The following is a 23,048-nucleotide window of genomic DNA, read 5'->3' on the forward strand; positions in this document are numbered from 1 at the left end:
CGGGCGACCCGCGGCGGAGTGGGAGGTCGGCCGGTCCGACTTCCCACTCCGGGGTGACGCCCCGGGCCGGGTACGATGCGGGGCTGATCTTGATCGACACCGCTCACGGGGGAGCAGATGGCACAGGGGTATCCGCAGGCACCCGCACCGGCACCGGGCCACTACGGCCCGCCGCAGCAGTACGGCCCGCCGCCGCAGCAGTACGGTCAGCAGCAGCAGTACGGCTACGGCGCCCCCCAGTACGGCGCCCCCCAGTACGGCACCCCCCAGTACGGCGCTCCCCACCACGGCGCGCCGCAGCACGCCCGGCCGCAGCAGCCGACGGTGCCCCGGCCGGCCGAGGCGGGCTCGATCCGCCGCTTCCTCGCCGCGACCGCCGACGCCGCGCTCGCCGCCGGTGCCGGCTTCGCCGCCGCCAAGGCGGCCGCCGGCCCGGACGGCAGCCCGGCCACCTACTTCGCCACCCTGCCCGCCGTCTTCCTGGCCGCCTCCTTCGCCAACCAGGTGCTGCTCACCCGCCTCACCGGCTTCAGCCTCGGCAAGGGCCTGCTGGCCCTGCGCTCGATCCGCCGTAAGGACGCGAGCCGTCCGCACACCTGGCGGCTCACCAAGCGCTGGCTGCTCGGCTTCGTGATCGTCGTCGTCGGACTGCTCACCGAGGACCCGGAGTCGGAGGGCACCGCCGTCGGGGTCCGGGTGGTCCGCCGCAAGCACCTGCGCGAGTACCGGCAGGCGACCGCCCGGCTCCGCTAGCATGCCGCCGTACGCCCCCGACCGACACCGCGAGGAGACCCCGATGGCCGGCGAGCCGCAGCCCGACTGCCTGTTCTGCAAGATCGTGGCGGGCGAGATCCCGGCCACCGTGGTGCGCAAGACCGACCGGATACTGGCCTTCCGCGACATCGCGCCGAAGGCCCCGGTGCACGTCCTGGTCATCCCGCACGCCCACTACCCGAACGCCGCCGCGCTGGCCGCCGCCGAGCCGGAGGTCGCCGGGGAGCTGCTCGCCGAGGCCGGCGAGGTCGCCAGGGACGAGGGCATCACCGACTACCGGCTGATCTTCAACACCGGGGCGGACGCCGGGCAGACGGTCTTCCACGCGCACGTCCACGTGCTCGGCGGCACGTCGATGACCGAGCGCATGGTTTAGGCCCTCTCTTGCGGATCACGCCGGGCGGTCGCCGCCGGAGCACGCACCTCGCCGGCTTGTCGTCGGTCGCCGATGCTCCGCATGGACTCCCTCCTCCGCACCGCCGATGCACGCACTCCAACGACGCCCGCTGATCCGACGTGATCCGAAAGAGAGGACCTGACCGGAGTGTCGCAGCGCGAACTCGTCGTCCTCGGCACCGCCAGCCAGGTCCCGACCCGGCACCGCAACCACAACGGCTACCTGCTGCGCTGGGACGGCGAGGGCCTGCTCTTCGACCCCGGCGAGGGCACCCAGCGGCAGATGCTGCACGCCGGGGTCTCGGCCACCCAGCTCACCCGGATCGCCGTCACGCACTTCCACGGCGACCACAGCCTGGGCCTGGCCGGGGTGATCCAGCGGATCAACCTGGACCGGGTCCCGCACCCGGTGGACGTCTACTTCCCGGCCTCCGGCGAGGTGTACTTCGAGCGGCTGCGGCACGCCACCGCCTTCCACGAGACGGCCGTGCTGCGCCCCCGCCCGATCGACGAGCCGGGCCCGCTGCCGGTGCCCGGCGCCCGGTTCGCGCTGGACGCCGTCCGGCTGTCGCACCCGGTGGAGTCCTTCGGCTACCGGCTGAGCGAGCCGGACGGCCGCCGGCTGGTCCCGGAGCGGCTCGCCGCGCTGGGCCTCGCCGGCCCGGAGGTCGGCCGGCTCCAGCACCAGGGCGCGCTGGAGGTCGACGGCCGGCGGATCACCCTGGACGAGGTCAGCGAGCCGCGGCCCGGCCAGCGGTTCGCCTTCGTCATGGACACCCGGCTCTGCGCGGGCGTGCACGAGCTCGCCGAGGGCGCCGACCTGCTGGTCATCGAGGCGACCTTCACCGACGCCGACGCCCGGCTCGCCGAGGACCACGGCCACCTCACCGCCGGCCAGGCCGCGAAGGTCGCCGCCGAGGCCGGCGCCCGCACCCTGGTGCTGACCCACTTCTCCCAGCGCTACCCGGACCTCGGCCAGCACCTCGCCGACGCCCGCAAGCACTTCGACGGCCCGATCGTGCTTGCCGAGGACCTCCTGCGGGTACCAGTACCGCCCCGGCAGTACCGACCCGGAGAGGGTCCGTGAACAGGGCGGAAAACCGCTCGCGCCGCCCGGCGATCTGCCGCAGCATCGTCGGGTGCGGCCCTGCCGCCCGCCGCGGCGATCACGTGCGCGGCGTACCCTGGTGCCCCGGAGAGACCGAGCGGCACCACGAGACACGGATGGGATGAGGCAGGCCCCAGCGCCGACCTATGAGTGACACATCGCAGACCCGTACCAATGGTCAGTCGCGCCCCGAACCGGCCGACGACGGCCGCGTCAGCGCCCGGATCGTCATCCCCGAGAAGCACCCGATGGTCACCCTGCTCGGCGCCGCGGACTCGCTGCTGCGGGTGATCGAGGAGGGCTTCCCGGCGGCCGACATCCACGTCCGCGGCAACGAGGTGACCGCCACCGGCGACCGCGCCGAGGTGGCCCTCGTCAAGCAGCTCTTCACCGAGATGATGCTGGTGCTGCGCACCGGCCAACCCCTGACGGAGGACGCCGTGGAGCGCTCCATCGCCATGCTCCGCGGTGCCGCGGAGGACCCGGACAGCCCGGCGCCGTCGCAGGTGTTCACCGCGAACATCCTGTCCAACCGGGGCCGGACGATCCGTCCCAAGACCCTCAACCAGCAGCGCTACGTCGACGCGATCGACAAGCACACGATCGTCTTCGGCCTCGGCCCGGCCGGTACCGGCAAGACCTACCTCGCGATGGCCAAGGCCGTCCAGGCCCTCCAGGCCAAGGAGGTCAACCGGATCATCCTGACCCGCCCGGCCGTCGAGGCGGGGGAGCGGCTGGGCTTCCTGCCCGGCACCCTCTACGAGAAGATCGACCCGTACCTGCGCCCGCTGTACGACGCGCTGCACGACATGATGGACCCGGACTCCATCCCGCGCCTGATGGCCGCCGGGACCATCGAGGTCGCGCCGCTCGCCTACATGCGCGGCCGCACCCTCAACGACGCCTTCATCATCCTCGACGAGGCCCAGAACACCTCGCCCGAGCAGATGAAGATGTTCCTCACCCGCCTCGGGTTCAACTCCCGGGTGGTCGTGACCGGCGACACCAGCCAGATCGACCTGCCCGGCGGCACCCGCAGCGGCCTCAAGGTCGTCCAGGAGATCCTGGCCGACGTGCCCGACATCCACTTCTCCGTCCTCACCAGCACCGACGTGGTCCGCCACAAGCTGGTCGGCCGGATCGTGGACGCGTACGAGCGCTGGGACGCCCGGCAGGAGGCCGACGAGCGCCCGCTCCCGGCCAAGCCCGCCCAGCGTCGCGGCTCGCGCGCACCCCGACAGTCCCATCGCACCGAAAGCTGAGTAACCAGCCCGTCATGTCGATCGACATCGCCAACGAGTCCGGCTGGGACGTCGACGAGGAGTCCATCCTCGACGTCGCCCGCTACGCCCTGGACAAGATGCGGATCCACCCGCAGTCCGAACTGTCCGTGATCCTGGTGGACGGTGCGGCGATGGAGGAGCTGCACATCCAGTGGATGGACCTTCCGGGCCCGACCGACGTGATGTCGTTCCCGATGGACGAGCTGCGTCCCGGCAAGGAGGGCGAGGAGCTGCCGCAGGGCCTGCTCGGCGACATCGTGCTCTGCCCCGAGGTCGCCGAGCAGCAGGGCAAGGCGGCCCCGTCCCAGCACTCGATGGACGAGGAGCTGCAGCTGCTCACCGTCCACGGGGTGCTGCACGTGCTCGGCTACGACCACGAGGAGCCGGACGAGGAGGAGGAGATGTTCGGCCTCCAGAAGGCGATCCTCGACGGCTGGCGGGCCCTGCGCGGTCTCGGCGGCATCTCGCCGGCCCCCACCACCCACTGAGCGCGGAGCCCGAACCCCTGTGAGTGGTGAGAGTACGAGTTTCATCCTCGGTGCCGTCCTGCTCGTCGTGCTCGGCTGGCTGGCCGCGTGCGCCGAGGCGGGCATCTCCCGGGTCTCCCGGTTCAGGGCCGAGGAGGCGGTGCGCTCCGGGCGCAGGGGTTCGGCCCGGCTGCTGGCGCTGGCCTCCGACCCGATCCGCTACCTGAACCTGGCCACCCTGATCCGGGTGGCCAGCGAGATGGCGGCGGCGGTCCTGGTCACCGTGGTGGCCGTCCGCACCATCGACACCACCTGGCAGGCCGTGCTGCTGGCGTTCGGCGTGATGGTGCTGGTGTCGTTCGTGGCGGTCGGCGTCTCGCCGCGCACGATCGGGCGCCAGCACCCGCTGACCACCGCGACCGCGGCCTCCTTCGTGCTGCTGCCGCTGGCCCGGATCCTCGGGCCGATCCCGCGGCTGCTGATCCTGCTCGGCAACGCGCTGACCCCGGGCAAGGGCTACAAGGAGGGCCCGTTCGCCTCGGAGGCGGAGCTGCGGGCGCTGGTCGACCTGGCGGAGAAGAACGACGTCATCGAGGACGAGGAGCGCCGGATGGTGCACTCGGTCTTCGAGCTGGGCGACACCATCGTCCGCGAGGTGATGGTGCCGCGCACCGACCTGGTGATGATCGAGCGGCACAAGACCGTCCGGCAGGCGCTCACCCTGGCGCTGCGCTCGGGCTTCTCGCGGATCCCGGTGGTCGGCGACAACGAGGACGACGTGGTCGGCATCGTCTACCTCAAGGACCTGGTGCGGCGCACCCACATCAACCGGGACTCCGAGTCCGACGAGGTCGGCGCGGTGCTGCGGCCCGCGGTCTTCGTCCCGGACTCCAAGCCGGCCGCGGACCTGCTGCGCGAGATGCAGCAGATGCGCTCGCACGTGGCGATCGTGATCGACGAGTACGGCGGCACGGCCGGGCTGGTCACCATCGAGGACATCCTGGAGGAGATCGTCGGTGAGATCACCGACGAGTACGACCGGGAGATCGCGCCGGTGGAGGACCTCGGGGACGGCTCCTACCGGGTCACCGCGCGGCTGCTGGTGGAGGACCTGGGCGAGCTGTTCGGGATCGAGCTGGCGGACGAGGACGTCGAGACGGTGGGCGGTCTGCTGGCCAAGCGGCTGGGCCGGGTGCCGATCCCGGGCTCGTCCTGCGACATCCCGGTGCCGGAGGAGGTGCCGGGCGGCCTGACCGCGATCCGGCTGACCGCGGAGAGCTCGGCCGGGCGCCGCAACCGGATCGGGTCCGTGGTGGCGGCGCCGGTGCGCACCGAGCCGGACGGCGGCGAGGAGCCCGGCGAGTAGCGTCCGGGCACGTCCGGGGCGACGATGAGGGCATGACTCACCAACTTCGCGCGGAGTACGGCCCGCAGGGGGCGGCGGGCGGGGTGAAGGTGTGGCACGTGGTGCGGGAGGGGGACCCCGCCACGGCCCTGTGCGGCCGGACCATGGCCGTCGAGGCGGAGACCCGCCCGGACCGGGAGTGGGGGACCGGGCTCCGGTGCTGCCAGCAGTGCGGCTCGTTGTACATGCACGAGGTGCCGCACATGCAGGGCAGCCACCCCTACAGCTAGCCGGGCGCTACGACCCGTTCGGAGGTCGCCATGAAGCTGCAAGACGAACTGCCCGTCGACCACAGGCTGGTCCTGGTCTGGCGGATCGGGGCGGGGCTCGGCGGGATCTTCCTGATCGTGTTCGGCTGCCTGGGGCTGGCCGACCACTCGGGCTTCCTGTCCACCCGCGGCGACGAGATCGCCGGGATGTCGACCAACGGCGCGCTGAGCGTCCTGTCCATCGTGGTGGGCGGGATCCTGGTGGCCGGCGCGGTCATCGGCGGGAACTTCGCCGCCAACCTCAACATGGCGGCCGGGGTGCTGTTCGTGCTCTCCGGCTTCTACGGGCTGACGGTGCTCGGCCGGCCGGACGCCAACATCCTCAATTTCCGGATGTCCAACGTGCTGTTCGCCTTCGTCTTCGGCGTGGTGCTGACCACCTTCGGGATGTACGGGCGGGTCAGCGGCCACCTGCCGCACGACAACCCGTACTGGCGGGCGCGCTCGGAGCGGGAGGCGGCGCTGCCGTCCGGTCCCAAGACCTTCGTGAAGGTGATGCGGCCGGGGCCGCCGAACCCGATCGGGCACTGAACCCGCCGGTCGGGCCCGGCACCGGCCGCCTATGCTCCTGGGCATGAGTGACATCGTCGAGCTCGACCCCGAAGACAAGAAGATCATCACCCTGGCCCGCTCCGCTCGCGCCCGCAACGGCGTCGCGGAGGGGGCCGCGGTGCGTGACGAGACCGGCCGGACGTACGTCGCGGGCACGGTCGCGCTGGAGTCGCTGCGGCTGAGCGCGGTCCGCACGGCGGTCGCGATGGCGGTGGCCAGCGGCGCGAAGTCGCTGGAGGCGGCGGCCGTGGTGACCGAGGCGCAGGAGCCGTCGGCGGAGGACCTGGCGGCGGTCCGGGACCTCGGCGGGGCGGGGACGCCGCTGCTGCTGGCCGGGCCGGACGGGGTGCTGCGGCGTTCGGTCGAGGCCGGCTGAGCGGTCGCCGCCGCGGTGGGGGCCCGGCGCCGAGAGGACCGGGCACCCATTCGAGTGAATCCAGCAGATAATCTCACCGGGGACTTGGCGCGGTGAGGGGGCTGGGCGATGGGGCCGTTCGCGTTCTTCGCGGGGCTGCTGCTGGGCGTGATGGGCATGGGCAAGTGGCAGGAGACCGGCTCGCCGTTCTGGCTCTGGGGCTCGGTCGCCTTCCTGCTGCTGGTGCTCGGCTGGGGGCTGGGCGCGGTGTTCGGGGGCGGGGGCGGCGGGAAGAAATGACCGGTGCGGACGGCCCGGTCCGTGCTGCTCCCGGTGATCAGGGAGAATGGAGCCCATGAGTGCCCCTTCCTCCTCGTACCGCTCCGGCTTCGCGTGCTTCGTCGGCCGGCCCAACGCGGGCAAGTCGACCCTGACCAACGCCCTGGTGGGGACGAAGGTCGCGATCACCTCCGACCGTCCGCAGACCACCCGGCACACCGTCCGCGGCATCGTGCACCGCCCGGACGCCCAGCTGGTGCTGGTCGACACCCCCGGTCTGCACAAGCCGCGCACCCTGCTCGGCGAGCGCCTCAACGACCTGGTCCGCAGCACCTGGGCCGAGGTCGACGTGATCGGCTTCTGCCTGCCCGCCGACCAGAAGCTCGGCCCCGGCGACAAGTTCATCGCCAAGGAGCTCGCCGAGATCAAGAAGACCCCCAAGGTCGCCATCGTCACCAAGACCGACCTGGTCGACTCCAAGCGGCTGGCCGAGCAGCTGATCGCCGTCCACCAGCTCGGCGCCGAGCTGGGCATCGAGTGGGCCGAGATCATCCCGGTCTCCGCGGTCGGCGACAAGCAGGTGGAGCTGGTCGGCGAGCTGATCAGCAAGCTGCTCCCGGAGGGCCAGCCGCTCTACCCGGACGGCGACCTCACCGACGAGCCCGAGCAGATCATGGTCGCCGAGCTGATCCGCGAGGCCGCCCTGGAGGGCGTCCGGGACGAGCTGCCGCACTCGCTGGCCGTCGTGGTCGAGGAGATGCTGCCGCGCGAGGGCCGCCCGGCCGACCGGCCGCTGCTCGACATCCACGCCAACGTCTACATCGAGCGGCAGAGCCAGAAGGCCATCGTGATCGGTGCCAAGGGCGCGCGTCTGAAGCACGTCGGCACCACCGCCCGCAAGCACATCGAGGCCCTGCTCGGCACGCCGGTCTACCTGGACCTGCACGTCAAGGTGGCCAAGGACTGGCAGCGGGACCCGAAGCAGCTGCGCAAGCTCGGCTTCTGAGCGGGCCGCCGAGGGGGGAGCCGGGATGAGGCTGCACACCCGCGAGTGGGGCACCGGCGACCGGGTCGCGCTGCTGGTCCACGGGATCATGTCCGACCACCGCAGCTGGCGGTCGGTCGGCCCGGCGCTGGCCGCGCGCGGCTACCGGGTGATCGCCGTCGACCTGCGCGGCCACGGCGCCTCCCCGCGCGGGGAGGGCGCCACCCCGGTCGACCGGTACGCGCCGGAGCGGTTCGCCGACGACCTCGTCGAGACCCTGCCGGCCGGCGCCGAGCTCGCCCTCGGCCACTCGCTGGGCGGGCTGACCCTGCTGCACGCGGTCGAGCGGCTCCGCCCGGCCCGGGCGGTCTACTCCGACCCGGCCTGGAAGTTCGCCCGCCCGGGGGTCTTCGACCCGGGGATCTTCACCCAGTTCAAGCGGGCCGGGCGGACCCAGATCGCCGCGCTCAACCCGCGCTGGAGCGCGGCCGACGTGGACGACGAGCTGGCCACCCTGGCCGACTGGGACCCGGACAGCGCGCTGGCGCTGTCCGCCCTGGCCGACCGGGCCGAGCTGCCCGGCACGGCGCCGGCGGTGCCCTCGCTGGTGCAGGTCGCGGGCCGGGGCTTCGTGATCGCGCCGGAGGACGCCGAACGGCTGCGCGGGCTCGGCTACGAGGTCCGCACCGTCGCCGGGGCCGGCCACACCATCCACCGGGACGACCTGCCGGGCTTCCTGGCCTCGCTGGACGGCTGGCTCTGACCGGGCCGGTGGCGGCTAGGCGCCCTACGCGCCCTCGCGCAGCACCAGCGAGACCAGCTCGCGCTGGGACTCGGTGAGCTTCGGGTCCGCGCAGTGCACCGTCCGGCCGTCGACGGTGATCTCGTAGTGGAAGCCGTCCGGCACCCCGTACGAGGGCGTGCGCAGCCCGCCCGCGACGGCCTCGCGGGCGAGTGCGTGCACGTGCGGGGCGTCCGTCCGCTCGGTGGTGTCGAGCTCCGCGTGGCGGACGTGTCCCGCGAGGCCGCCGGTCCGGGTCACCTGGATACGCATGGTGTCCATGGTGCTACCCAGGGATGGCGTTTGCCGGGGTTTTCCCGGACCTTGACTCAAGCCGGCCTCAAGTCGGACTGAAGCCGGGCTCAGGTCGGGCTGATGCCGACCTTCGCCCAGGACGCGGTGACCGTGTCGGCCACCTCGGGTTCCGGGTAGCGGGCCCGGGCGGCGGCCACGGTGGCCCGGGCGAAGGCGGTGAAGTCGGCGTCGGCGGGCAGCCGCCGGCCGGTCAGCGCGTCGTACCAGATCCGGCCCGCGCGCTCCCAGGCCGGGCCGCCGAGCGCGTCGGCGAGCAGGTAGAAGGCGTGGTTGGGGATGCCGGAGTTGATGTGCACCCCGCCGTTGTCCCGGCCGGTCTGCACGTAGTCGCGCATGTGGGCGGGCTGCGGGTCCTTGCCGAGCCGCGGGTCGTCGTACGCGGTGCCGGGCGCCTTCATCGAGCGCAGCGCGACCCCCTGCACGCCGGGGGCGAGCAGTCCGGCGCCGATCAGCCAGTCCGCGTCGGCGGCGTCCTGGTGCAGCGCGTACTGCTTCACCAGGGAGCCGAAGACGTCGGAGACCGATTCGTTGAGCGCGCCGGGCTGGTTGTGGTACTCCAGTCCGGCGGTGAACTGGGTGACGCCGTGGGCGAGTTCGTGGCCGATGACGTCGACGCAGGCGGTGAAGTCGCCGAACACCTCGCCGTCGCCGTCGCCGAAGACCATCCGGTGGCCGTCCCAGAAGGCGTTGTCGTAGTCCCGGCCGTAGTGGACGGTGGCGTCCAGGCGCAGGCCCTGGTCGTCGATGGAGTGCCGGCCGTAGACGGCGGAGAACAGCGTCCAGGTGGCGCCGAGGCCGTCGTAGGCGTGGTTGACGGACTGGTCGGGGACGGGGCCGTCGGCCTCCCGGCGGACGGTCCGGCCGGGCAGGCGTTCGCGGTGCCCGGCGTCGCTGATCACCCGTTCCAGGCGGTCGGCGGGGGCCTGGCGGGGGACGGCGGTGAGCCGCGCGGTGCGGTGCGCGGCGTCGAGGGCGAGGGAGCGGGCGGCGGGGGCGTGACCGTCCTCGGCGAGGCGGTCCAGGACGTACGGCGGAACGATCGCGCAGAGCGTCGGTTCGGCTGTCATGTGGCCAAGAGTGAGGCATCGATGACCTGTTGTCACCGGCGCGGACGCGCTCGTGCGCCGTCCCGGCCGGTCCGCGCGCCGTCTCACGGAGTGGGAAGTCGGCGCGGTCCGCTTCGGGCCCGCGCGGCGCTGGGCTACGCTGGACGGCATCATGCGCAACGGGCTGCTTCTGCTTAGCTGCCGCGTCGAGGGCCTGTAGTCCACCAAGGGCCGGCTCCCTCGCCGCGGGGACTGTGCTGTGCGCTGAATCGGGCGATCCAACGGCGGGTCGCGACATGGCGGCAGCAGGCCGGCCGAGTCGGGTGAGGACCCCACCCCGACCAGCCCGCACCACGCATCCACAGGAAGCCGAGACTCACCTCCATGACCGAGCAGAGCCCCGCCGCGTCCATCCCCGCCGGTCGCGCCTACGTCGACCGTCCCACCCCGATCACCGCGGACTCCGTGCGCCAGCGGCCGTCCGGCATGCGGTACGGCCGCTACCAGCCCTTCGGCACCGTCGACCTGCCGGACCGCCGGTGGCCGTCGCAGGTGATCAGCAAGGCGCCGCGCTGGCTCTCCACCGACCTGCGGGACGGCAACCAGGCGCTGATCGACCCGATGTCCCCGGCCCGCAAGCGCAAGATGTTCGACCTGCTGGTGCGCATGGGCTACAAGGAGATCGAGGTCGGCTTCCCGTCCTCCGGCGCCACCGACTTCAACTTCGTCCGCTCGCTGATCGAGGAGGGGGCGATCCCGGAGGACGTCACCATCTCGGTGCTGACCCAGGCCCGCGAGGACCTGATCGAGCGGACCGTGGAGTCGCTGAAGGGCGCCCCGCGGGCCACCGTCCACCTGTACAACGCGACCTCGCCGCTGTTCCGCCGGGTGGTCTTCAAGGGCAGCAAGGACGACATCAAGGCGATCGCCGTGAACGGCACCCGCCTGGTGATGGAGTACGCCGAGAAGATCCTGGGCGACGAGACCGTGCTGGGCTACGAGTACTCGCCGGAGATCTTCATCGACACCGAGCTGGACTTCGCGCTGGAGGTCTGCGAGGCGGTGATGGACGTCTGGCAGCCGGGCGAGGGCCGCGAGATCATCCTGAACCTGCCGACCACGGTCGAGCGGTCCACCCCGAACGTCTACGCCGACAAGATCGAGTGGATGTCGCGGAACCTGTCCCGCCGCGAGTTCGTCTGCCTGTCCACCCACCCGCACAACGACCGCGGCACCGGCGTGGCCTCCGCCGAGCTGGCCGTGATGGCCGGCGCCGACCGGGTCGAGGGCTGCCTGTTCGGGCAGGGCGAGCGGACCGGCAACCTGGACCTGGTCAACGTCGGCATGAACCTGTTCTCGCAGGGCGTCGACCCGGAGATCGACTTCTCCGACATCGACGAGATCCGCCGCACCGCCGAGTACTGCAACCAGATGGAGGTGCACCCGCGCCACCCGTACGCCGGCGACCTGGTCTACACCTCCTTCTCCGGCTCGCACCAGGACGCGATCAAGAAGGGCTTCGACGCGCTGGCGGCGGACGCGCGCGCGGCGGGGGTGCCGGTCGGGGAGCACACCTGGGGCGTGCCCTACCTGCCGATCGACCCGAAGGACGTCGGCCGCAGCTACGAGGCGGTCATCCGGGTCAACAGCCAGTCCGGCAAGGGCGGCGTCGCGTACGTCCTGAAGAACGACCACAAGCTGGACCTGCCGCGCCGGATGCAGATCGAGTTCTCCCGGATCATCCAGGCCAAGACCGACGCCGAGGGCGGCGAGGTCACCCCGGCCGCGATCTGGGCGGTCTTCGAGGACGAGTACCTGCCGACCACCGGCAACCCGTGGGGCCGGATCTCGCTGGCCGGCTCGCGCACCCTGACCACCGAGGACGGCCGGGACGCGCTGACCGCCGAGGCCGTGGTCGACGGCGCCCCGGTCACCCTGGCCGGTACCGGCAACGGCCCGGTCTCCGCCTTCGCCGACGCGCTGGCGCAGATCGGCGTGGACGTACGGGTGCTGGACTACGCCGAGCACGCGCTGAGCGAGGGCGGCGACGCCCAGGCCGCCGCGTACGTCGAGTGCGCCGTGGACGGCCGGGTGCTGTGGGGCGTGGGCATCGACGGCAACACCGTGCTGGCCTCGCTGAAGGCGATGATCAGCGCCGTCAACCGGGCGCGGCGTGGGTAGTTCGTACGAGTGAGAGCGGTCGGGCCGTCCCAGCGGGGCGGCCCGGCGGCGTTCCCGGGACGGGGTGCGGCGATCCGCCGGAGGCCTGTGTCCTGCGCCACATTTTTTCGCTGTTCGGGCCGTTCGAGGTACTGACACCTGTCGGCAACCGTGGCAACATCGTCCCACCGGAACGGCGGGTCGGTGGGACGGCCCGGTGCCCGGTCGCGTGACCTGCGCATTGTTGCGCAGGCCGCCTGCCATGTCTGGGGAGTGGCGCCGTGACAGGGATGTGGGGTGTTCGCCCGCGGTGGCGGACTGACGTTCTCGGTGACTTCTTCTGCCCGGGCTGCGGCGGGGACCGCAACTACCGCCGGCAACACGGCCGGCGGTGGCTGCGGCTGCTGGGAACCCCGGTGCTCCCGCTCGGACCGGTGGTCGGCAGTGTGCAGTGCACCAGCTGCGACGGCCGCTTCGGGGTGGAGAGCCTGGAACAGCCGACCTGCGTGCGGCTGGGCGGGATGCTGCGCGACGCGCAGTACACGATCGCGCTGGCCATGCTGGCGGCCGGCGGCACCGCGCGGCGCGCGGCTCGCGAGGCGGCCTGCACGGCCGTCCGGGAGGCCGGCTTCGAGGACTGCGGCGAGGCCCAGGTGCTGGCCGCACTCGCCGCGCTCTCCGGCCTCGGCGGCGAGCTGTACGACGCCCACGGGATGGCCGGCGGGCTGGCCGTCGAACTGCACGCGGTGCTCGAACCGCTCGCCCCGCACCTGGCCCACCAGGGCCGGGAGCGGCTGCTGCTGCAGGGCGCGGCGATCGCCCTGGCCGACGGCCGCTACCGGCCGCAGGAGCGGGACGCGCTGGCCGCCGTCGGGCGCTGTCTGGACCTGCCGCGGGAGCGGGTCGGGGCGCTGCTGGAAGCGGCCACCCGGACCCCGTACTAGACCAGCGTCCGCCTCCCGCGGCAGACCACCGGACCCCCACGAACCGGGCCCCTCCCCCCCTCCGGGGCCCGCCGTGACCCGCACCGTTCGGCACTCCCCCACGGCCGGGTGCGGGCCACACGGCTGCGCCGCGGGATGGGCGACAATGGTGGGATGTCCACACTGTTCGAGCGCCGCGGTGACGAGGCGGGCGCATGAGCCTCTTCCGGGACGACGGCGTGGTGCTCCGGGCGCAGAAGCTCGGCGAGGCCGACCGGATCATCACCCTGCTCACCCGCAACCACGGCAAGGTGCGCGCGGTGGCGCGCGGGGTGCGCAAGACCAAGTCGAAGTTCGGCGCGCGGCTGGAGCCGTTCTCGCACGTGGACGTGCAGTTCTTCAGCCGGGGGAGTGAGCTGGTCGGCCGCGGGTTGCCGCTCTGCACCCAGGTCGAGACGATCGCCCCGTACGGCGGCCCGATCGTCGCCGACTACGGGCGCTACACCGCCGGCACGGCCATGCTGGAGACGGCGGAACGGTTCGCCGAGAACGAGGGCCAGCCGGCCGTCCAGCAGTACCTGCTGCTGGTCGGGGGCCTGCGCACGCTGGCCGCCGGGGCGCACGAGTCGCACCTGGTGCTGGACGCGTTCCTGCTGCGCTCGCTCGCGGTCAACGGGTACGGCGCGAGCTTCGACGACTGCGCCAAGTGCGGCATGGAGGGCCCCAACCGGTTCTTCTCGCTCCAGGCGGGCGGCGTCCTCTGCCCGGACTGCCGGGTGCCCGGATGTGCCGTACCCTCCCCTGAGACACTGGTACTGCTCGGCGCGCTGCTGTCAGGGGACTGGCGGACGGCCGACGCCTGCGAGCCGAGGTACTGGCGGGAGGGCAGCGGCCTGGTCGCGGCCTATCTGCAGTGGCACCTGGAGCGGGGCATCCGCTCGATGAGATACGTGGAGAAGTGAGCACATGGCAGCGCGACGGCTCTTCGGCGGCGGCAAGCAGCGGGACTACCTCCCCCCGACCCCGCACCCCAGCGGCGCCCGGCCCCCGAAGATCCCCGGCGAGCTGGTCCCCGGCCACGTCGCGATCGTGATGGACGGCAACGGCCGCTGGGCCAAGGAGCGCGGGCTGCCGCGCACCGAGGGCCACAAGGTCGGCGAGAGCGTCGTGCTGGACGTGCTCAAGGGCGCGATCGAGCTCGGTGTGAAGAACATCTCGCTGTACGCGTTCTCCACCGAGAACTGGAAGCGCTCGCCCGACGAGGTGAAGTTCCTGATGAACTTCAACCGCGACGTCATCCACCGCCGCCGCGACGAGATGGACGCGATGGGCGTGCGGGTGCGCTGGGCGGGCCGGATGCCCAAGCTGTGGAAGAGCGTCGTCCAGGAGCTCCAGGTCGCCGAGGAGCAGACCAAGGACAACGACGCCGTCACGCTGTACATGTGCGTCAACTACGGCGGCCGGGCCGAGATCGCGGACGCCGCGGCGGCCATCGCGGCCGACGTCGCGGCCGGGCGGCTGGACCCGAAGAAGGTCAACGAGAAGACCCTCGCCAAGTACCTGTACCACCCGGACATGCCGGACGTGGACCTGTTCCTGCGCCCCAGCGGCGAGCAGCGGACGTCCAACTTCCTGCTCTGGCAGTCGGCGTACGCCGAGTTCGTGTTCCAGGACGTGCTCTGGCCGGACTTCGACCGCCGGGACCTGTGGCGGGCCTGCGAGCAGTACGCGATGCGCGACCGCCGGTTCGGCGGGGCGATCCCGAACGAGGTGGCGGCGGCCGAGCTGCCGGCGCAGCGCTGAGTCCGCGACGGCGGCACGACGGCGGCACGACGGCGGCGCGGAAGGGCCCGCGGGAGTCAACCTCCCGCGGGCCCTTCCGCGTCACCCGGGCGTGCCCGGACCTGCCCGGACGTGCCGGATCCTGCTCAGGCCTGCTTGGCGGCGCAGTCCCGGCAGGTGCCGAAGATCTCCAGGGTGTGCGCGATGTCGCTGAACCCGTGCTCGGCGGCGACCGAGTTGGCCCAGCGCTCGACCGCCGGTCCCTCGACCTCCACGGTGGCGCCGCACTGGCGGCAGACCAGGTGGTGGTGGTGTCCGCTGCTGCACCGGCGGTAGACGGCCTCGCCGTCGGCGGTGCGCAGGACGTCCACCTCGCCGGCGTCGGCCAGCGACTGAAGGGTCCGGTAGACGGTGGTCAGACCGACCGAGTCCCCCCGGTGCTTCAGCATGTCGTGGAGCTCCTGCGCGCTGCGGAAGTCCTCGATCTCGTCCAGGGCCGCCGAGACGGCGGCACGCTGCCGGGTCGATCGGGCTCGCGGCGACGGGCCTGCGGTGGTCACCGTGGGTCCTCCTGGGTGTGTGGGCATCTCGCACCTCATTGTGCCAGTCCCGCACTGGGCGCCGGAGTGGTCGCGTCGGACCGGCCCGGGCCGGGCAGTTGGACGTCGCAGACCCGCGGTCCGGCGTCGGGGGTGTGCCGGTGCCGTCGCCGGGCGAGCGGCGCGGCGATCGCGCTGAACAGCGCGAAGACGGCGATCGCGAGCAGCACGATGGCCGGGCCGGACGGCACGTCCAGCTGGTAGGAGCCGGTGACGCCGGCCAGGGCGACGAGCACGCCGACCGCGATCGAGCCGGCCTGGGTGGCGGCGAAGGACCGGGTGAGCTGCTGGGCGGCCGCCACCGGGACCACCATCAGCGCGCTGACCAGCAGCAGGCCGACCACCCGCATGGCGACGGTGACGGTGACCGCGGCCATCACCGCGAGCAGCAGGTTGAGGAAGCGCACCGGGACGCCGGTGACCTTGGCGAAGTCCTCGTCCTGGCAGACCGCGAAGAGCTGGCGGCGCAGGCCCAGGGTGACGGCGACGACGACGGCGCCGAGCGCGGCGATGGTGGCCAGGTCGGCGGCGGAGACGGTGAGGATGGAGCCCCAGAGGTAGCTCTCCAGTGAGCCGGCGCCGGCCTGGGCGGACTTGGAGACCAGCAGCTTGCCGCAGGCCATGCCGCCGTAGAAGAGCATCGCGAGGGCGATGTCGCCGCGCTGGTTGCCGCGCGAGCGGACCAGTTCCATGGTGACGGCGCCGAGCACGCAGACCAGGACGGCCATCCAGACCGGGCTGGTCTGGAAGATGAAGCCGAGGCCGACGCCGGTCATCGCGACGTGGCCCATGCCGTCGCCCATCAGCGCCTGGCGCCGCTGGACCAGGTAGATGCCGACGGCGGGGGCGGTGACGCCGACCAGGACGGCGGCGAGCAGGGCCCGCTGCATGAAGTCGTAGCTGAGCATCTCGGTCATGACAGCAGCCCCCGGAGGTCGTGGCCGTGGCCGTGGTCGGCGTGCGGGTGGACGTGGTCGTGCCCGGGCAGGGCGTGCAGTCCGGTGTTGGGGACGGGCGGGCCGTCGTGCGCGACGCAGCCGTCGCGGAGCACCACGGCGCGGTCGATCAGCGGCTCCAGCGGCCCGAGTTCGTGCAGCACCAGCAGGACGGCGGCGCCGCGGGAGACCTCGGCGCGCAGGGTGTCGGCGAGCACCTGCTGGCTGCCGGCGTCGACCCCGGCCATCGGCTCGTCCATGATCAGCAGGTCGGGGGCGCCGGCCAGGGCGCGGGCGATCAGCACCCGCTGCTGCTGGCCGCCGGAGAGGTCGGCGACGCCGTCGCGGGCCCGGTCGAGCATGCCGACGGCGGCGAGCGCGCGGTCGACGGCGGTGCGGTCCTGACGGCGGAACGGCAGCAGCCGGTGCAGCGGCAGCCGGCCGGTGGAGACCACCTCGCGGACGGTGGCGGGGACGCCGGAGGCGGCGGTGGTGCGCTGCGGCACGTAGCCGACCCGGTGCCAGGAGCGGAACCGGGCGAGCGGCTCGCCGAACAGCTCCAGGGTGCCGCGCTCCAGCGGGACGGCGCCGGTGACGACCTTGACGGTGGTGGACTTGCCGGAGCCGTTGGCGCCGAGCAGCGCGACGACCTCACCGGGGCGGACGGTGAGGTCGACGCCGCGCAGCACCGGCCGGCCGCCGCGCGAGGCGACGGCGTCGTGCAGGCGGACGGCCGGGGGTGTCGGGGGGGTCATGCGGGGTCCCGTCAGCTGGAGGGGGTGCCGGTCGCGCCGAGGGCGGCCTGCAGGTTGGTCAGGTTCTGCTTCATGACCGTGAGGTAGTCGTCCTTGGCCGGGTCCTTGACGCCCTCCAGGGGGTCGAGGACGGCGGTCTTGAGACCGAGGTCCTTGGCGACGGTCTCGGCGAGCTTGGGGTTGACCAGGGTCTCGAAGAAGACGGTGGTGACGCCGTTCTCCTTGGCGGCCTTCTGGACGTCGGCGAGCCGGGCCGGGGTGGGCTCGGACTCGGGGTCGACGCCGTTGATGGCGACCTGGGTGAGGCCGTAGTGCTCGGCGAGGTAGCCGAAGGCGGCGTGGCTGGTGACGAAGGTGCGGGTCTTGGCGTCCTTCAGCCCGTCCTTGAACTCCTGGTCCAGGGCGGTGAGCTTGCCGACCAGCTCGTCGGTGTTCTTCTGGTAGTCGGCGGCGTGCGCCGGGTCGGCCTTGGCGAACTCGGCGCCGACGCTCTTGGCGACCGCCGCGTAGCGGGTCGGGTCGAGCCACAGGTGCGGGTCGCCGGCGCCGTCGTGCGCGTGGTCGTGGCCGTCGCCCTCGGTGTGGCCCTCCGGGAGGTGGTGGTCCTCCAGCGGGCTGGCGGCGGTGGCGTCGACCTTGTGCTTGGCGCCGGAGTCGGCGACCGCCTTGTCGACGGTGGGCTGCAGGCCCTTGAGGTAGACCACCGCGTCGGCCTTCTTGACGCCCGCGACCTGCTTGGCGGTGAGTTCGAGGTCGTGCGGCTCGACGCCGGCGGCGGTGAGGTTGCTGACCTTGACGTGCTCGCCGCCGATCCGGTCGGCGAGGAACGCCATCGGATAGAAGGACGCGACGACGTTCAGCTTGCCGTCCGCGCCCTGGGCGCCGCCGCTGCCGCCGCAGGCCGTCAGGGTGAGGGCGGCGGTGAGGGCGGTGGCGGTCAGGGCGATGGCGGTGCGGGCACGTCGTCGGATCATCATGACAACCATTCTCAGATTAGATGGAAATGATTGTCAAATCACTCGGACGGGTGAACGAGCGGTGACGGTGGGTGGGCCGGTACCGGCGATACCGATTTGAACCCCGTACCCATATGGCCGGTAACCTTGGGTATTCGGGCCCGCGCAACCAGCCGTGCCCTGACCGTGCCGTACGTACTGAAGAGAGCACTGTGGCAGCCGACAAGATCGAGACGATCGTCAGCCTGAGCAAGCGCCGTGGCTTCGTCTACCCCTGCAGCGAGATCTACGGCGGCACGCGTGCCGCCTGGGACTACGGGCCGCTGGGCGTCGAGCTCAAGGAGAACATCAAGCGCCAGTGGTGGCGTGCGATGGTCCAGGCCCGTGAGGACGTCGTCGGACTCGACTCGTCGGTGATCCTGGCCCGCGAGGTCTGGGAGGCCTCCGGCCACGTCGCGACCTTCAACGACCCGCTGACCGAGTGCCTCTCCTGCCACAAGCGCCACCGGGCCGACCACCTGGAGGAGAAGTACGAGGCCAAGCACGGCTTCCCGCCGCCGAACGGCCTCCAGGACGTCAACTGCCCCGACTGCGGCACCAAGGGCCAGTTCACCGAGCCCAAGGACTTCTCGGGCATGCTGAAGACCCACCTCGGCGTCACCGAGGAGGCGAGCGGCCTGGCGTTCCTGCGCCCGGAGACCGCCCAGGGCATCTTCACCAACTTCAAGGCCGTCCAGACGACCTCGCGCAAGAAGCCGCCGTTCGGCATCGCCCAGACCGGCAAGAGCTTCCGCAACGAGATCACCCCCGGCAACTTCATCTTCCGGACCCGTGAGTTCGAGCAGATGGAGATGGAGTTCTTCGTCAAGCCGGGCGACGACGAGCAGTGGCACGAGTACTGGCTGCAGCAGCGCTGGGACTGGTACGTCGGCCTCGGCCTGCGCACCGAGAACATGCGCTTCTTCGAGCACCCGAAGGAGAAGCTGTCCCACTACGCCAAGCGCACGGTGGACATCGAGTACCGCTTCAACTTCGGCGGCTCCGAGTTCTCCGAGCTGGAGGGCGTGGCCAACCGCACCGACTACGACCTGCGGGTGCACAGCGAGGCCTCCGGCCAGGACCTCAAGTACTTCGACCAGGAGTCCGGCGAGCGGTACTTCCCGTACGTCATCGAGCCGGCGGCGGGCCTCAACCGCGCCATGCTGGCCTTCCTGATCGACGCCTACTTCGAGGACGAGGCGCCGAACGCCAAGGGCGTCATGGAGAAGCGCGTCGGCATGCGGCTCGACCCGCGCCTGGCCCCGGTCAAGGTCGCCGTCCTGCCGCTGTCGCGCAACGCCGACCTCTCGCCGAAGGCCCGCGGCCTGGCCGCCGACCTGCGCACCGCGTGGAACGTCGAGTTCGACGACGCCGGCGCCATCGGCAAGCGCTACCGCCGCCAGGACGAGATCGGCACGCCGTTCTGCGTCACCGTCGACTTCGACACCCTCGAGGACAACGCGGTGACCGTCCGCGACCGCGACACCATGTCGCAGGAGCGCGTCTCGCTGGACCAGGTGAAGTCCTACCTGGGCGCGCGTCTGATCGGCTGCTGACGCCTCTTTGCTGACGCTTTTCGTGCGGGAGCCCCCGTTCGCCTTCGGGCGGACGGGGGCTCCGGCGTGTCCGACCGGGCGCCGGTGTGTCTGCCTAGGCGCCGGCGGGTCCGGCCTGGCGGCGGCCCCAGCGGGAGCGGGGGCGGGCGGACACGGTGGTGGGCAGGCCGGCGGTGCGCAGGGCGGCGAGCGTGGTGCGGTGCCGGGCCTGGTCCGCGAGCAGCGGGGTCAGCAGCTCGTCGTAGCGCTCCGGGTGGCCGCTCAGCGCGGCGGCCAGCCGGACCAGTTCGGCCGGCGGCCGGAGCGCCGCCAGCTCGCCCAGCAGCAGGCCCGGCAGTGGCGGGGTCAGCGTGGTGGCGAGCGCGGTGAGGTCGGCGGTGGGCCGGCCGGCGGCCTGGCGCAGCAGCGTCCGGGCGTCGGCGGCGCGGTCCGCCCGGTGCAGGGTGGTGGCCAGCGCGGCCAGCTCGGCGGTCGGGGCGGAGCCCCACTCCCAGAGCAGGGTGGCGCCGTCGGCGTGCTGCTCGGTCCGCTCCAGCTCGCGCAGCAGCGCGGGCAGGGCGGCGACCGGGTAGGACCAGAGCGCGTGGAACAGGTCGGCGGCCTCCTCGGCCAGCCCCGCCTGGCGCAGCTCGGCCAGGGTGGCGGCGGCGTGCTGCGGGCTGCCGTGGGCGGCGCTGCGGGCGAGGTGGACGGAGGAGCCGGCCGGTCCGCGGCGGGCCAGCAGTGCGGCCAGGGCGGCGGTGTCGGGCGGGGTGAGGTGCTCGCCGGCCTGGCTGAGGATGGTCGCGGCCTCGGACGGGGAGGTCTGGCGGTACAGGGCGGTGATCCGCTCGGCGAGGGTGGCGAGCTCGGCGGGGGAGCGCCGGCGGGGCGGGGCCGGCGGCGGGGGCGGGGGCTGGGGCGGCGGGACGACGGCCTCGGATTCCTGGGCGTCGGCCGGCTGTTCCCGCGGCTCCAGCGGTTCCCGGGGCTGCCGCGGTTCGGCGGCGGGGGCGCTCGGGGGTCCGAAGCGCGCGCCGGTGGCCGGCGGCGGGGGCGAGGGGTGCGTGGTGGGCGCCGGTTGCCCCGAGGGGGCGTGCGCCTCGTCGTACGCGCCCATGCCGCCGCTGCCGCCGAACCGGGCTCCGGTGGGCTGGCGGGGGATCCGCTGCCGCGGGGCCGGCTGCCGCAGCCGGTCCTCCAGCGCCTTGAGCTGGTCGCTCAGCTCCAGGCAGCGGGTGCCGAGCCCCTCGCGCAGGGTCCGCGCCTGGGTGAGCTGTCGCACCAGCTCACCGTCCGGCCGCTGCCGCTCCGGTACCGCCCGGACGGCCTCCAGGAGCCGCCGTTCGCGCTGGCCCGCGTACTGCCGGGCGCGTAGTAACTCGTCCAGTTCGGCCCTGAGTTCCAAGGCGTCCTGCTCGGTCCCGCCGCCGACCGCGTCCGGGGAAAGGGGCTGTTCTGTGTGCCGTGTACGCATGATCACCGCAACCTGTCCAACTTGGCCCTGACTGCGAGTCATCCTGGCGTCGATATACGGCGATCGCGTTACGGCAGTGCGTCCAGTGGCTTGCGAGTGGTGTCCAGGAGCGCACAGAGCGCGAGCGTGCTCACCACCCCGGCGCACGCGCCCCGTAGGAGCGCCGCCTCGTAGTAGGGGTCGGTGACCCAGTGGACGGCCGCCCAGCCCGCCGCCGCGCCGCCGACGGCCGCGGGCGCGAGCCGGAGCAGGGCGGGCGCGCCGGTCCGCCGGGCGGCGGCGCCGAGCACCACCAGCCCGGCCGCGGCGGCGAGTCCGGGCGTGCCGAAGCTCCCCGCGTACCGGATCGCCAGCGCGGGCACCAGGAACAGCACCAGTCCGGCCGCGAGCGCGTCGGCCAGCGCGGTGACGGCGGGTCCGGCCTCCCGGCCCCCGGCCGGCACCAGGCGGGTGGCGGTGAGCAGCGCGAGCGCGAGGAGGGCGGCGGGCAGCCGCTCGCCCAGCCGGGCGAGGTCGTAGAGCAGCACGGTGTCGTAGAGCACCAGCATCAGGCAGCCGTACGCCCACAGGTCGACCGCGAAGAGGAGCAGCCCGCGGACGGTGCGCGGCCGTTCGGGCCCCGCCTCCTCCCGGGCGGCGAGCCGGCGCAGCAGCGGCGGGGTGAGCAGCGCGGAGGCCGTCCGGAGCAGGAGGTCGTCCACCGTGTACGGGTTGCGCAGGTCCCATTCGACGGCGCAGAAGGCCACCGTGTACGAGGCGGCCGCGAGCGGGAGCAGCGGCGAGCGGAGCACGGCCCGGTACAGCCGGGCGTCGAGCCGGCGCAGGACGGCGGCGAACGCCAGCAGGACCAGCGGGAGTTCGAGGAAGGCCTGGACGCGCAGCACGGACGGCGCGAGCAGGCCGGGCGCCGGGGTGAGCGCGGCCAGCCGGTCGAGGAGGGCGTTGCCGCGCGGCACGGCGAACCAGCCGGGCGGCAGGTGGCGGGCGATGAAGGAGACGTCGCCGCCGTGCACGCGCTGGACGTAGACGGTGAAGGCGACCTGGTTGAGCAGGAACAGCGCCACCACGACGGCCAGCGCGGCGTCCGGTCCGAACCGGAGGCCGCGCGGTGGTCGCCGCTGTTCCCCTTCCTTCTGCAGGACCCGGGGCGCGAAGGCCAGTCCGGCGACGGTCGACACCGCGACGGTGGCGTCGAGGACCGGGGCGACCGGGCTCACCGGGCGGCGAGGCGGGCGCGGGCCTCCATCAGGGCGAAGCCGAGCAGGTTCTCGCCGCGCCAGTCGGCCGGGCGCCCGGCGCGCTCGTCGTCGGCGCCGAGGCCGATGCCCCAGATCCGGTCCACCGGGCTGGCCTCCACCAGGACGCGCTGACGGGTCGACAGCAGGTAGTCGCGGAGCTCCTGGTGGCCGCCGAACTTGGCGACGTTGCCCTCGACGACCAGCTCGAAGCGCCCGGCCGTCCAGGTCGCCTCGTCGAAGCCGCGGACCTGGCGGCCCAGCTTCTTCGCCTCGGCGGGGGTGGCGGCCGCGAGGATCCGGGCCAGCGTCCGCTCGTCGCCGAACATCCGCGCCTTGCCCGCCATCATCCAGTGCTCGGCGGTGGCGTAGGCCACGCCGTCGACGGTGAACGGGTGTTCGGGCCACCACTGGCTCAGCGTGCCGGGCCCGGGCGATCCGTCCGGCTGCGGTCGGTGGCCCCAGAACATCAGCCACTTCGGCTGCGCGCCGACGGCGACGAGGGCGGTCAGGTCGGCGCGGTTGCGGGTGTCGGCGGGGTCGATCACGCGTTCGTCGCTCATATCGTCATGTTGACACGAAGGGGGGCGATGGGGCCAACGGGTTTTCCCGTGGCGCCGGTTGGGTGGCGGTCGGC

General features: G+C 72.9%; 26 protein-coding genes. 17 read left to right on the top strand and 9 right to left on the bottom strand.

The window, feature by feature from the left end; genetic code table 11:
* Positions 1–117 precede the first annotated feature (117 nt).
* The 12 genes from AB0N76_RS10115 to AB0N76_RS10170 all read left to right on the top strand — a co-directional run bounded on the left by AB0N76_RS10115 (position 118) and on the right by AB0N76_RS10170 (position 8,636).
* The gene (locus AB0N76_RS10115; RefSeq protein WP_363555177.1) at positions 118–753 is read left to right on the top strand and encodes an RDD family protein; all 636 of its coding nucleotides are present in this window, start codon (positions 118–120) and stop codon (positions 751–753) included.
* 43 nt (positions 754–796) lie between these two features.
* The gene (locus AB0N76_RS10120; RefSeq protein ID WP_363555179.1) at positions 797–1,150 is read left to right on the top strand and encodes a histidine triad nucleotide-binding protein; all 354 of its coding nucleotides are present in this window, start codon (positions 797–799) and stop codon (positions 1,148–1,150) included.
* A gap of 168 nt (positions 1,151–1,318) precedes the next feature.
* Positions 1,319–2,257: a ribonuclease Z gene (locus AB0N76_RS10125; protein WP_363555181.1), complete on the top strand. Its 939-nt coding sequence runs from the start codon at positions 1,319–1,321 to the stop codon at positions 2,255–2,257.
* A gap of 269 nt (positions 2,258–2,526) precedes the next feature.
* Positions 2,527–3,540 carry a PhoH family protein gene (locus tag AB0N76_RS10130; RefSeq protein ID WP_363555319.1) on the top strand — a complete coding sequence of 338 codons (1,014 nt, stop codon included), beginning with the start codon at positions 2,527–2,529 and terminating at the stop codon, positions 3,538–3,540.
* A 14-nt stretch (positions 3,541–3,554) separates the two neighbouring features.
* Positions 3,555–4,049 carry an rRNA maturation RNase YbeY gene (gene ybeY, locus AB0N76_RS10135; protein ID WP_363555183.1) on the top strand — a complete coding sequence of 165 codons (495 nt, stop codon included), beginning with the start codon at positions 3,555–3,557 and terminating at the stop codon, positions 4,047–4,049.
* Between the two features lie 19 nt (positions 4,050–4,068).
* Complete coding sequence (locus tag AB0N76_RS10140; protein ID WP_363555185.1) at positions 4,069–5,394, top strand: hemolysin family protein; 1,326 nt, start codon at positions 4,069–4,071, stop codon at positions 5,392–5,394.
* Positions 5,395–5,426: 32 nt separating this feature from the next.
* A complete protein-coding gene (locus AB0N76_RS10145; RefSeq protein WP_363555187.1) occupies positions 5,427–5,663 on the top strand; it encodes a hypothetical protein in 237 nt (78 codons plus the stop codon).
* A gap of 30 nt (positions 5,664–5,693) precedes the next feature.
* Positions 5,694–6,233 (top strand): DUF4383 domain-containing protein, encoded by a 540-nt coding sequence (locus tag AB0N76_RS10150; protein WP_363555189.1) that lies wholly within the window; start codon positions 5,694–5,696, stop codon positions 6,231–6,233.
* 43 nt (positions 6,234–6,276) lie between these two features.
* A complete protein-coding gene (locus tag AB0N76_RS10155) occupies positions 6,277–6,630 on the top strand; it encodes a cytidine deaminase (RefSeq protein ID WP_363555191.1) in 354 nt (117 codons plus the stop codon).
* A 108-nt stretch (positions 6,631–6,738) separates the two neighbouring features.
* On the top strand, positions 6,739–6,909 hold the full coding sequence (locus AB0N76_RS10160) for a hypothetical protein (RefSeq protein ID WP_363555193.1): 171 nt from the start codon (positions 6,739–6,741) through the stop codon (positions 6,907–6,909).
* Positions 6,910–6,964: 55 nt separating this feature from the next.
* The gene (gene era, locus AB0N76_RS10165) at positions 6,965–7,894 is read left to right on the top strand and encodes a GTPase Era (RefSeq protein WP_363555195.1); all 930 of its coding nucleotides are present in this window, start codon (positions 6,965–6,967) and stop codon (positions 7,892–7,894) included.
* A gap of 25 nt (positions 7,895–7,919) precedes the next feature.
* On the top strand, positions 7,920–8,636 hold the full coding sequence (locus AB0N76_RS10170; protein WP_363555197.1) for an alpha/beta fold hydrolase: 717 nt from the start codon (positions 7,920–7,922) through the stop codon (positions 8,634–8,636).
* Positions 8,637–8,660: 24 nt separating this feature from the next.
* Here AB0N76_RS10170 and AB0N76_RS10175 read toward each other — a convergent pair whose 3' ends face one another.
* On the bottom strand, positions 8,661–8,927 hold the full coding sequence (locus tag AB0N76_RS10175) for a protealysin inhibitor emfourin (RefSeq protein WP_363555199.1): 267 nt from the start codon (positions 8,925–8,927) through the stop codon (positions 8,661–8,663).
* A gap of 89 nt (positions 8,928–9,016) precedes the next feature.
* The gene (locus AB0N76_RS10180) at positions 9,017–10,036 is read right to left on the bottom strand and encodes a M4 family metallopeptidase (RefSeq protein WP_363555201.1); all 1,020 of its coding nucleotides are present in this window, start codon (positions 10,034–10,036) and stop codon (positions 9,017–9,019) included.
* 363 nt (positions 10,037–10,399) lie between these two features.
* Here AB0N76_RS10180 and leuA point away from each other — a divergent pair, with 363 nt between their 5' ends.
* The 4 genes from leuA to AB0N76_RS10200 all read left to right on the top strand — a co-directional run bounded on the left by leuA (position 10,400) and on the right by AB0N76_RS10200 (position 14,901).
* The gene (gene leuA, locus AB0N76_RS10185; protein WP_363555203.1) at positions 10,400–12,196 is read left to right on the top strand and encodes a 2-isopropylmalate synthase; all 1,797 of its coding nucleotides are present in this window, start codon (positions 10,400–10,402) and stop codon (positions 12,194–12,196) included.
* A 395-nt stretch (positions 12,197–12,591) separates the two neighbouring features.
* Positions 12,592–13,119, top strand: coding sequence for a TerB family tellurite resistance protein (locus AB0N76_RS10190; RefSeq protein WP_363555205.1), 528 nt, complete (start codon positions 12,592–12,594; stop codon positions 13,117–13,119).
* A gap of 194 nt (positions 13,120–13,313) precedes the next feature.
* Positions 13,314–14,060 carry a DNA repair protein RecO gene (gene recO, locus AB0N76_RS10195; protein ID WP_363555207.1) on the top strand — a complete coding sequence of 249 codons (747 nt, stop codon included), beginning with the start codon at positions 13,314–13,316 and terminating at the stop codon, positions 14,058–14,060.
* Between the two features lie 4 nt (positions 14,061–14,064).
* Positions 14,065–14,901: an isoprenyl transferase gene (locus AB0N76_RS10200; protein WP_363555209.1), complete on the top strand. Its 837-nt coding sequence runs from the start codon at positions 14,065–14,067 to the stop codon at positions 14,899–14,901.
* 125 nt (positions 14,902–15,026) lie between these two features.
* Here AB0N76_RS10200 and AB0N76_RS10205 read toward each other — a convergent pair whose 3' ends face one another.
* The 4 genes from AB0N76_RS10205 to AB0N76_RS10220 are packed head-to-tail and all read right to left on the bottom strand — an operon-like array spanning position 15,027 to position 18,143.
* A complete protein-coding gene (locus AB0N76_RS10205; RefSeq protein WP_363555211.1) occupies positions 15,027–15,440 on the bottom strand; it encodes a Fur family transcriptional regulator in 414 nt (137 codons plus the stop codon).
* Positions 15,441–15,475: 35 nt separating this feature from the next.
* Complete coding sequence (locus tag AB0N76_RS10210) at positions 15,476–16,396, bottom strand: metal ABC transporter permease (protein WP_363555213.1); 921 nt, start codon at positions 16,394–16,396, stop codon at positions 15,476–15,478.
* On the bottom strand, positions 16,393–17,169 hold the full coding sequence (locus AB0N76_RS10215; protein ID WP_363555215.1) for a metal ABC transporter ATP-binding protein: 777 nt from the start codon (positions 17,167–17,169) through the stop codon (positions 16,393–16,395). The genes AB0N76_RS10210 and AB0N76_RS10215 overlap by 4 nt, the downstream gene beginning before the upstream one ends.
* An 11-nt stretch (positions 17,170–17,180) precedes the next feature.
* Positions 17,181–18,143 carry a metal ABC transporter substrate-binding protein gene (locus tag AB0N76_RS10220; RefSeq protein ID WP_363555321.1) on the bottom strand — a complete coding sequence of 321 codons (963 nt, stop codon included), beginning with the start codon at positions 18,141–18,143 and terminating at the stop codon, positions 17,181–17,183.
* 194 nt (positions 18,144–18,337) lie between these two features.
* Here AB0N76_RS10220 and AB0N76_RS10225 point away from each other — a divergent pair, with 194 nt between their 5' ends.
* Complete coding sequence (locus AB0N76_RS10225) at positions 18,338–19,720, top strand: glycine--tRNA ligase (protein WP_363555216.1); 1,383 nt, start codon at positions 18,338–18,340, stop codon at positions 19,718–19,720.
* A 94-nt stretch (positions 19,721–19,814) separates the two neighbouring features.
* Here the strand turns inward: AB0N76_RS10225 and AB0N76_RS10230 are convergent, their stop codons facing one another.
* The 3 genes from AB0N76_RS10230 to AB0N76_RS10240 form a co-directional block, all read right to left on the bottom strand.
* Positions 19,815–21,176: a hypothetical protein gene (locus AB0N76_RS10230; RefSeq protein WP_363555218.1), complete on the bottom strand. Its 1,362-nt coding sequence runs from the start codon at positions 21,174–21,176 to the stop codon at positions 19,815–19,817.
* Between the two features lie 68 nt (positions 21,177–21,244).
* Positions 21,245–22,393: a hypothetical protein gene (locus AB0N76_RS10235; protein ID WP_363555220.1), complete on the bottom strand. Its 1,149-nt coding sequence runs from the start codon at positions 22,391–22,393 to the stop codon at positions 21,245–21,247.
* The gene (locus AB0N76_RS10240; RefSeq protein ID WP_363555222.1) at positions 22,390–22,974 is read right to left on the bottom strand and encodes an NADAR family protein; all 585 of its coding nucleotides are present in this window, start codon (positions 22,972–22,974) and stop codon (positions 22,390–22,392) included. The genes AB0N76_RS10235 and AB0N76_RS10240 overlap by 4 nt, the downstream gene beginning before the upstream one ends.
* Between the last annotated feature and the right edge of the window lie 74 nt (positions 22,975–23,048).

Origin of the sequence: Kitasatospora sp. NPDC093806, from assembly GCF_040683335.1 — a bacterium.
GTDB lineage: Bacteria > Actinomycetota > Actinomycetes > Streptomycetales > Streptomycetaceae > Kitasatospora.

Bases quoted from the DNA above. Each gene is read 5' to 3' on its own strand.
- AB0N76_RS10215 (WP_363555215.1), bottom strand. From the start codon at position 17,169: ATGACCCCCCCGACACCCCCGGCCGTCCGCCTGCACGACGCCGTCGCC.
- AB0N76_RS10210 (WP_363555213.1), bottom strand. From the start codon at position 16,396: ATGACCGAGATGCTCAGCTACGACTTCATGCAGCGGGCCCTGCTCGCC.
- AB0N76_RS10155 (WP_363555191.1), top strand. From the start codon at position 6,277: ATGAGTGACATCGTCGAGCTCGACCCCGAAGACAAGAAGATCATCACC.
- AB0N76_RS10175 (WP_363555199.1), bottom strand. From the start codon at position 8,927: ATGCGTATCCAGGTGACCCGGACCGGCGGCCTCGCGGGACACGTCCGC.
- AB0N76_RS10145 (WP_363555187.1), top strand. From the start codon at position 5,427: ATGACTCACCAACTTCGCGCGGAGTACGGCCCGCAGGGGGCGGCGGGC.
- leuA (WP_363555203.1), top strand. From the start codon at position 10,400: ATGACCGAGCAGAGCCCCGCCGCGTCCATCCCCGCCGGTCGCGCCTAC.
- recO (WP_363555207.1), top strand. From the start codon at position 13,314: ATGAGCCTCTTCCGGGACGACGGCGTGGTGCTCCGGGCGCAGAAGCTC.
- AB0N76_RS10160 (WP_363555193.1), top strand. From the start codon at position 6,739: ATGGGGCCGTTCGCGTTCTTCGCGGGGCTGCTGCTGGGCGTGATGGGC.
- AB0N76_RS10170 (WP_363555197.1), top strand. From the start codon at position 7,920: ATGAGGCTGCACACCCGCGAGTGGGGCACCGGCGACCGGGTCGCGCTG.
- era (WP_363555195.1), top strand. From the start codon at position 6,965: ATGAGTGCCCCTTCCTCCTCGTACCGCTCCGGCTTCGCGTGCTTCGTC.
- AB0N76_RS10220 (WP_363555321.1), bottom strand. From the start codon at position 18,143: ATGATCCGACGACGTGCCCGCACCGCCATCGCCCTGACCGCCACCGCC.
- ybeY (WP_363555183.1), top strand. From the start codon at position 3,555: ATGTCGATCGACATCGCCAACGAGTCCGGCTGGGACGTCGACGAGGAG.
- AB0N76_RS10130 (WP_363555319.1), top strand. From the start codon at position 2,527: ATGGTCACCCTGCTCGGCGCCGCGGACTCGCTGCTGCGGGTGATCGAG.
- AB0N76_RS10150 (WP_363555189.1), top strand. From the start codon at position 5,694: ATGAAGCTGCAAGACGAACTGCCCGTCGACCACAGGCTGGTCCTGGTC.
- AB0N76_RS10230 (WP_363555218.1), bottom strand. From the start codon at position 21,176: ATGCGTACACGGCACACAGAACAGCCCCTTTCCCCGGACGCGGTCGGC.
- AB0N76_RS10120 (WP_363555179.1), top strand. From the start codon at position 797: ATGGCCGGCGAGCCGCAGCCCGACTGCCTGTTCTGCAAGATCGTGGCG.
- AB0N76_RS10200 (WP_363555209.1), top strand. From the start codon at position 14,065: ATGGCAGCGCGACGGCTCTTCGGCGGCGGCAAGCAGCGGGACTACCTC.
- AB0N76_RS10240 (WP_363555222.1), bottom strand. From the start codon at position 22,974: ATGAGCGACGAACGCGTGATCGACCCCGCCGACACCCGCAACCGCGCC.
- AB0N76_RS10115 (WP_363555177.1), top strand. From the start codon at position 118: ATGGCACAGGGGTATCCGCAGGCACCCGCACCGGCACCGGGCCACTAC.
- AB0N76_RS10180 (WP_363555201.1), bottom strand. From the start codon at position 10,036: ATGACAGCCGAACCGACGCTCTGCGCGATCGTTCCGCCGTACGTCCTG.